The sequence below is a fragment of the Mesorhizobium sp. M2A.F.Ca.ET.037.01.1.1 genome (assembly GCF_003998075.1).
In the GTDB taxonomy this organism is placed as follows: Bacteria; Pseudomonadota; Alphaproteobacteria; order Rhizobiales; family Rhizobiaceae; genus Mesorhizobium.
On the sequence record NZ_RZSA01000200.1, the window covers coordinates 1 to 8124 of the forward strand.

Here is an 8124-nt window from a genome sequence, read left to right on the forward strand (position 1 = left end):
CCTATGTGCGGCCGCAGAAGGCCGACTATCTCGCGCGCCTGCAGACACGGCTGAAAGACATGGGCGCCGAGTGCCCCGTCTTCATGATCCATTCGGGCGGCGGCCTGATCTCGGTGGAGACCGCTTCGGAATTCCCGGTACGGCTGGTCGAGTCCGGCCCGGCGGGTGGCGCGATTTTCGCCGCCGATATCGCCCGTCGCTTCGGCCTGGAAAAGGTCGTCTCCTACGACATGGGCGGCACCACCGCAAAAATCTGCCTGATCGAGGATTTTGCGCCGCGCACGGCGCGAACCTTCGAGGTGGCGCGCACCTATCGCTTCTCAAAAGGCTCGGGCATGCCGATCTCCATCCCGGTCATCGAGATGATCGAGATCGGCGCCGGCGGCGGCTCCATCGCCTGGGTCGACGCAATGGGCCGCATTCAGACCGGGCCGGAAAGCGCCGGCTCTGAGCCCGGCCCTGCCTGCTACGGCCGCGGCGGCAAACGTCCCGCAATCACCGACGCCGACCTGGTGCTCGGCAAACTCGACCCCGACAATTTCGCCGGCGGCGCGATCAAGCTCGACACGGCAGCGTCCGAACGGGCGATCCTGCGCGATGTCGGCGAGCGCCTGTCGCTGAATGCCTTGGCGACGGCCTTCGGCATCTGCGAGGTCGTGGACGAGAACATGGCGAACGCCGCTCGCGTCCACGCCGTCGAGAACGGCAAGAACATCTCCGACAATCTGATGATCGCCTTCGGCGGCGCGGCACCCCTGCACGCGGCGAGGCTCTGCGAAAAGCTCGGCATCGACCAGTGCATCGTGCCGCGCGGCGCCGGCGTCGGCTCGGCGATCGGCTTCCTGAAAGCGCCGTTCGGCTATGAGGCGCTGGCGTCCAGGCTGACGCGCCTGTCGCGCTTCAAGCCGGCCGAGGTCAACGCCCTGCTCGCCGACCTCAAGGCCTCCGCAGAGGGGTTTGTGCGCAGCGGCGCCAGCGGCAGGATCGTCTGCGAGATCACCGCCTTCATGCGCTATGCTGGCCAGGGCTGGGAAATCCCCGTGCCGTTGGTCGACGAACCGTTCGGCGAGGATGCAGTCGCCAAGCTCAAGGATCTGTTCGAGACCAGCTATCAGCGCTTCTTCGGCCGGGCCATCGAAGGGCTCGACGGGCTGGAGATCGAGATCGTCACCTGGTCGGTCAAGGCGACGGACGTTCGTCCGGCCGTGACGCGGCATGAACTCACCACCGGCAGGAAGAAGAGCGAACCGATAACGACCCGGGCCGTGTTCGAACCGGCGACCGGCGCGCCACAGACCTATGGCATCGTCGAGCGCGACAAGCTCTGCGTCGGCGACCGCCTGGCGGGGCCCGCCGTCATCGTCGAGCGCGAGACGTCGACCGTCGTCACCACCAGCTTTGACGCCGTCATCCAAAGCGACGGAGCGATCCTCCTGACCCGCAAAGGCAGTCAGTCATGAGCGATATCAGCGCAATCCGCATGCAGGTCATGTGGAACCGGTTGATCTCGGTGGTCGAGGAGCAGGCGCTGACCTTGCTGCGCACCGCCTTCTCCACCTCTGTGCGCGAAGCCGGCGACCTGTCAGCGGGCGTGTTCGACCCGCGCGGTCAGATGCTGGCCCAGGCGGTCACCGGCACGCCCGGCCACGTCAACACCATGGCCGAGGCCGTGCTGCATTTCATGCACGCGATCCCGCGCGATCAGATGTTCGAGGGCGACACCTATGTCACCAACGACCCATGGCTCGGCACCGGCCACCTGCATGACATCACCATGGTGTCGCCGTCCTTCCTGAACGGCGAGCTCGTCGCCTTCTTCGCCTGCACGGCGCATGTCGTCGATGTCGGCGGCCGCGGCTTCGGCGCCGACGGCAAGTCGGTCTATGAGGAAGGTATCCAGATCCCGATCATGAAGTTCGCGGAAAAGGGCAAGGTCAACCTCGACGTCGTCCGCATCCTGCGCGCCAATGTCCGCGAGCCGAACCAGGTGGTCGGCGATTTCTATTCGCTTGCGGCCTGCAACGAGGTCGGTCATCGCCGCCTCGTCGACATGATGAAGGAGACCGGCCTTGCCTCGCTCGACGGGCTCCGCGACTTCATCTTCTCGCGCACCCGCGAGGCCATGCTGGAGCGCATCAAGGCGCTGCCCAAGGGAAGCTGGTCGAACGAGCTGGTGACCGACGGCTATGACGCGCCGGTGAAGCTGTCGGCCACGGTCTCGGTCCGCGACGACAATGTCGAGGTCGATTTCACCGGCAGCGATCCGATGAGCCGCTGGGGCATCAACTGCCCGATCATCTACAGCAAGGCCTATGCCTGCTATGCGCTGAAATGCGTGGTCGCTCCGGATATTCCGAACAATGCCGCCTCGCTCGCCTTCTTCACCGTGTCGTCGCCCATTAACATCCTGAACGCAGTGCGGCCGGCGCCGGTGGCGCTCAGGCACATCTTCGGCCACATGGTTCCCGATCTCGTGCTGGGCGCGTTCTCCAAGGCGTTGCCCGGAAAAATCCTCGCCGAAGGCGCCGGGGCGCTCTGGAACATCCACATTTCCGTGCGACCCGTCGCCGGCGGTTCCGGCCGCCGCGCCGAAGTGCTGATGTTCAACTCCGGCGGCATGGGCGCCCGCCCCGAACTGGACGGCTTGTCGGCGACGGCCTTCCCGTCCGGCGTGCACACGATGCCGATTGAGGCGACCGAGCATACCGGCCCGATCGTCATCTGGCGCAAGGAACTGCGGCCGGACTCCGGCGGCGACGGCGAATTCCGCGGCGGTCTCGGACAGGTCATCGAGATCGAGGCGACCGAAGGCCACGAATTCGATTTCTCGGCGATGTTCGACCGCGTCAACCATCCGGCCCAGGGTCGCGAAGGCGGCAAGCCCGGCGTCGCGGGCGTCGTCAAGCTCGATAACGGCACAAAGATGCGCCCCAAGGGCTGGCAGCATGTGCCGGCTGGACGCAGGCTGATCCTGGAACTGCCGGGCGGCGGCGGCTATGGCGATCCGGCCAGGCGCAGCGTGGCCGCGCGGGCCAATGACCGTTCCAAGGGTTACATTACGGAGAACGACCAATGAGCTATGTTGCCTCGCGCCTGTCGACCGAGGCGATCGCGCGGGTCAAAGCCGCCGTCGCGCAAGTGGAGTAAACGATGCCGCATTATGAACGTATCCTGATCACCGGCGCCGCCGGCCGGCTCGGCTCGCAGTTGCGCAAGGGGCTGGTGCCGCTCGCCAGGACCATCCGCCTCGCGGGCCGCGAGCCCTTCGGCGATCTTGCGCCCCACGAAGAGGAAGCAGTCTTCGATCTCGCCGACATGGAAGCCACGATCGCAGCGACCAAGGACTGCGACGCGATCGTGCGTTTCGGCGGCGCGCCCCTCGAATGCGAATGGCAGACCATCTTGGATTCCAGCATCCGCGGCTCCTACCACATCTATGAAGGCGCCCGGAAACATGGGGTGAAGCGCGTCATCTACGCCTCCTCGGTGCATGCCATCGGCTATCACGAGATCGAGGCGCATATCAGCGTCGACGCGCCCGTGCGCCCCGACAGCCTCTATGGCGTTTCGAAGAATTTCGTCGAGAGCCTGAGCAGGCTCTATTGGGACAAGTTCGGCATCGAGACGGTGTGCCTGCGCATCTTCTCGTCTTTCCCCGAACCGGCCGATCGCCGCATGCTGTGGTCTTATCTCTCCTTCGCCGACTGCGTGCGCCTGGTCGAGGCGTCGCTCACCGCGCCGCGCGTCGGACACACCATCTCCTTCGGCATATCCGACAACAAGCTGAAGATGGTCGACAACAGCGGCGCCGGCCATCTCGGCTTCATCCCGCAGGACAGCGCCGAGCCGTACCGCGCCGCCGTCGAGGCGAAGACGCCTATTCCCGATCCGAAGAGACCCTCGGTGAAATATCTCGGCGGCTGGTTCTGCGAGCTTGGCCACCCGGACGACAAGCCGGCAGAATAGCGCGGCATTCAGCCAGCGGAAGGCAGGCTGTCCCGGATGAAGCGATTCCAGGCGCCGCCGAGCACAAAGGATGTTCCCGTCTCGTCGAAGCCCGCCGCGAGTAGGCCCTGCGAAAGCCCGGGAAAATCGAGGTTCGATCCGAACCAGGACGGCTGAGTCGGGAAGCTTGCAGCGGCTTGGACCTCGCGGGTCCAGCGACCCTCGCGCATCCAGCGCAGGATGCTGTCGGGCTGGTCCTGGCAGAGATCCGAGCCGATGCCGAGATGCTCCGCTCCCATGATTTCAGCCGCTTCCCCGGCCATCTTGCCAAATTGATCGAGTGTCGTGTCCGAGCCGTTCGGAAGATGCAGTGAATAGAGCGAGAGGCCGAGCAGCCCTTCCCTTTCGCGCAATGCCTGCAATACCTCCTTGGACACACTGCGATTGCTGTCGCGGAGCCAGCGCGGGTTGGCGTGGCTGATGACCACCGGACGCTCAGAGAGCGCGATCGCCTCCAGCGTCGTCCGCTCGCCCGCATGCGACAGATCGATGATCATGCCGAGCCGGTTCATCTCGGCGATCGCCTCGCGCCCCATCCGCGTCACGCCGCTGTCTTCCTTCTCCATCCAGCCGCAGCCGAGCAGCGACTGGTTGTTGTAGGTGAGCTGCATGAAACGGATGCCGAGATCGAAGAGCATTTCCATCAGGCCGATGTCGTCCTCGATCGGCATCGGGTTTTGCAGCCCGAGGAAAATAGCCGTCCGGTTCGAGGCTCGCGCCCGCTCGATGTCGCCGGCGTCGCGCGCCAGAAGGATGAGATCCTCATTGTCGCGGAAGCGTGTGCGCCAATCCACCAGATGGCGCACCGTCTCGCGAAAACCTTCGTGATAGCCGACCGTGGCATGGACCGCGGTCAGCCCGCCCCGGCGCATCTCCTGGAAAATTTCGCGCGACCAGTTGCAATATTGCAGCCCGTCGATGAGCACTTGCGGCGCGTCGCCGGTCATTCGCCCGCGCCCGCATGGATGTAGGACGTCTTGACCTGGGTGTAGAACTCGACCGCCGAACGTCCCTGCTCGCGCGGGCCGTAGCTCGAGGCGCGAACGCCGCCGAACGGCACGTGATAGTCAGTGCCGGCGGTCGCCAGGTTGACCATGACGCAGCCCGAGCGCGAGGCGTGGCGGAATTTCGTCGCGCGCGCCAGGGAGCGCGTGGCGATGCCGGCCGTCAGCCCATAGGGCGTGTCGTTGGCGAGGAAGATCGCCTCGTCGAGATCGTCGGCCGTCATCACGCAGGTGATCGGCGCGAACATCTCCTCCTGGTTGATGCGCATGCGCGAGCGCCCGTTGAGGAAGACGGCCGGCGCCATGTAGTGCCCGTTGTGTGCCAGGTCGAGCGCCTCGCCGCCGGTAGCAAGCTCGGCGCCCTCGCTGATGCCGAGCGTCACATAATCGAGATTGGCCGAGAGCTGCTCTGCGCTGACGACAGGTCCCATCTGGACGCCCGCCTCAAGCGCATGGCCGACCTTCAAGGCCCTGGTTTTCGCCAGCAATTTCTCGACAAAGGCGTCATGGATCGGCCGCTGCACGATCAGGCGCGACGAGGCAGTGCATTTCTGGCCTGTCCCGCCAAAGGCGCCGTTCACGGCAAGGTCGACCGCGCGATCGAGGTCTGCGTCGTCCATGATCACGAAGGGATTCTTCGATCCCATTTCGAGCTGCAGCTTCACGAACCGCGCCGCCGCGAGCGCGGCTATGCCGGAGCCGACGGCGCCCGAACCGGTGAAGCTCAGCCCTTGAATGTCGGCATTGGCGGCAAGCTCGCGGCCGATCGTCGATCCTGACCCCATCACCAGGTTGAACAGGCCTTCCGGGATCGCCTGCCGGCTGATGATCTCGGTCAGCGCCCAGGCGCTGGCGGGGGTAATGCTGGCCGGTTTCCAGACCACCGCATTGCCGAAGGCCAGCGCCGGCGCAATCTTCCAGGACGCGGTGGCGACAGGGAAATTCCAAGGGGAAATGATCGCGACGACGCCGAGCGGCTCGCGCTCGATCAGGACATCCACGCCGGCCCGGACCGAGTCGGTGGAGGCGCCGAGATTGCGCAGCGCCTCGGCTGCGAAATAGGTGAAGAACTGCCCGGCGCGATAGACCTCGCCGATCCCTTCGGGCAGGGTCTTGCCCTCCTCGCGCGAAAGCAACTCGCCAAGCTCCTTCGAGCGCGCCATCAACTCGCGTCCGATGGCGTCGAGAACGGCGGCCCGCGCCTCCAGCCCCGCCGCCGCCCATTCGCGCTGCGCGCCTTGCGCCGCCGCAACGGCGTCATGGATGTCGGACGGTCGCGCCTGGGCAAAGCGCCCGACGATGTCGGTCACATCCGATGGATTGAGGTCCTCGACCCAGTCGGCGCCGTCACGCCATTCGCCGGCGACGAAGTTCCGACCGTTCAGCATCCTGTTCGACCTGCATCAATTCGGTTGACAACAACCTAAGCAATGCTGTGAACTTCAATCAAGCTCAATTTTTGGCACAAACGTTCAGGCAAGCTTAACAGTGACCAAAACCATCAGCCTGACCGGCATGCGCAGCTTCGTCGCGGTCTGCGAGACCGGCGGCGTGCGCGCCGCTGCCGATCAGATCGGCCGTACGCCGTCCGCCGTGTCGATGACCTTGAAGCAACTGGAAGACGATATCGGCGCGCCACTGTTCGAGAGCGAGCGCAAGGGCGCGCTCTCGCCGGTCGGCCGCATCGTGCTCGACGAGGCGCGCGCCATGATCGCCCATTACGATCGCGCCTGCCTGGCGATGACCAGCTACGCCGCGGACCTGCAGGGACGCTGCGACGTGGCAAGCGTGCCTTCGGTCGCCGTGACGTTGCTGCCGCGCGCGATCGCCCAGCTTCGCGCCGAGGGCAGCAGTTTCGACATCCATGTCCGCGACAGCGATTCCAGTGCCATCGTCGAGGCGGTGGAAAACGGCATGGTCGAGGTTGGCCTTTGCGTGCTTGCCAGCAAGCGGCCGCAGCTCAGTTTCGAGCCTCTGTTCCAAGAGCCGCTCGATTTCGTCTGTCCGGTCGATCATCCGCTGGCGACATCGAAGCGCCCGTTGAAATGGGCGCAGCTTGAAGGCGAGAGCTTCATCCGCAATGGCGCGGCCGAAGCACTCGGGCTTGCCGAGACCGAGGCGCTTGCCGCCGGCTCGAAACTCACCGCGACCAATGTGAGCTCCAACCTGGCGATGGTGGAGGCCGGGCTCGGCGTCACCATCCTGCCCAGGCTCTGCCGCTGGAAATGCAGCCATGCCGTGCGCTTCGTCCCGCTTGCCGATCCACGCTCGAGCCGGAGGGTCGGCTGGATCGCCAGGGAAGGCCGGAACCTGCAGCCCGCGTCTCTGCGCTTCATCGAATGCATTCGCCAGCAGACCCAGGCGGGCGAGAAAGAGTTCGGCTATGCCGCGGCATGATTGGTGGATGACTGGATGACACGCCTGACAGAAGTCCGCATCGAAACGCTCGCCCGAGAAGCGCTGACCCGACACGGCGCAAGCGAGCGGCAGGCCGAGGCGTTGGCCGCCGGCATCGCGGCGGCGGAACGCGACGGCTTGAAGTCGCACGGGCTGATGTATCTGCCGACCTATTGCGAGCACTTGACCTGCGGCAAGGTGCTGGGACTGGCCGAGCCGCGCCTGACCCGGCCTGCCCCGGCCGTTGTCGCCGTCGATGCCGGCAACGGCTTTGCCCACGCGGCAATCGCCCTCGGCCTGCCGCCGCTGATCGAAGCGGCGCGCTCCCAAGGTGTCGCCGCGCTCGCCATCCGTAATTCCTACAATTGCGGCGCGCTCGGCTATCACACCGAACGGATCGCTCAAGCCGGCCTGGTCGGGCTGGGTTTCACCAACGCGCCGGCCTCGATCGCGCCCTGGGGCGGCCGCAAGGCAGCCGTGGGCACAAATCCCTTGTCGCTCGCCGTCCCGGACGGACAAGGCGGCGCGCGCTTCGTCATCGACCAGAGCGCAAGCGTCGTCGCCAAGAGCGAGGTCATCAAGCGCGCTCGCGCCGGCGAACCGATCCCGCCCGGCTGGGCCTTCGATGCGAGCGGCGAGACGACGACCGACGCAGGCGAAGCGTTGAAGGGCACCATGGCGCCGGCGGGCGGCTACAAGGGCGTCGGCACCGCATTGC

Annotated in this window: 7 protein-coding genes; 5 read left to right on the top strand and 2 right to left on the bottom strand. The window is 65.8% G+C overall.

Going from position 1 to position 8124, the window contains the following annotated elements:
- The 3 genes from EOA27_RS12550 to EOA27_RS12560 form a co-directional block, all read left to right on the top strand.
- Positions 1-1460: hydantoinase/oxoprolinase family protein (locus EOA27_RS12550; protein ID WP_145970328.1), on the top strand; the 1460-nt coding region annotated here is incomplete at its 5' end.
- Positions 1457-3076, top strand: a complete 1620-nt coding sequence (locus tag EOA27_RS12555) for a hydantoinase B/oxoprolinase family protein (protein ID WP_126081832.1) — start codon at positions 1457-1459, stop codon at positions 3074-3076. The genes EOA27_RS12550 and EOA27_RS12555, both read left to right, overlap by 4 nt.
- A 74-nt stretch (positions 3077-3150) precedes the next feature.
- The gene (locus tag EOA27_RS12560; RefSeq protein ID WP_127256309.1) at positions 3151-3966 is read left to right on the top strand and encodes an NAD(P)-dependent oxidoreductase; all 816 of its coding nucleotides are present in this window, start codon (positions 3151-3153) and stop codon (positions 3964-3966) included.
- Between the two features lie 8 nt (positions 3967-3974).
- Here EOA27_RS12560 and EOA27_RS12565 read toward each other — a convergent pair whose 3' ends face one another.
- On the bottom strand, positions 3975-4952 hold the full coding sequence (locus EOA27_RS12565) for a membrane dipeptidase (protein ID WP_126081830.1): 978 nt from the start codon (positions 4950-4952) through the stop codon (positions 3975-3977).
- A complete protein-coding gene (locus tag EOA27_RS12570; protein WP_126081829.1) occupies positions 4949-6397 on the bottom strand; it encodes an aldehyde dehydrogenase family protein in 1449 nt (482 codons plus the stop codon). The genes EOA27_RS12565 and EOA27_RS12570 overlap by 4 nt, the downstream gene beginning before the upstream one ends.
- A gap of 100 nt (positions 6398-6497) precedes the next feature.
- On the opposite strand from EOA27_RS12570, the gene EOA27_RS12575 reads away from it, so the two are divergent.
- Together EOA27_RS12575 and EOA27_RS12580 are read left to right on the top strand one after the other, a co-directional pair.
- A complete protein-coding gene (locus tag EOA27_RS12575; RefSeq protein ID WP_126081828.1) occupies positions 6498-7406 on the top strand; it encodes a LysR family transcriptional regulator in 909 nt (302 codons plus the stop codon).
- 15 nt (positions 7407-7421) lie between these two features.
- A partial coding sequence (locus tag EOA27_RS12580) for an Ldh family oxidoreductase (RefSeq protein WP_127256311.1) occupies positions 7422-8124 on the top strand: 703 nt, incomplete at its 3' end.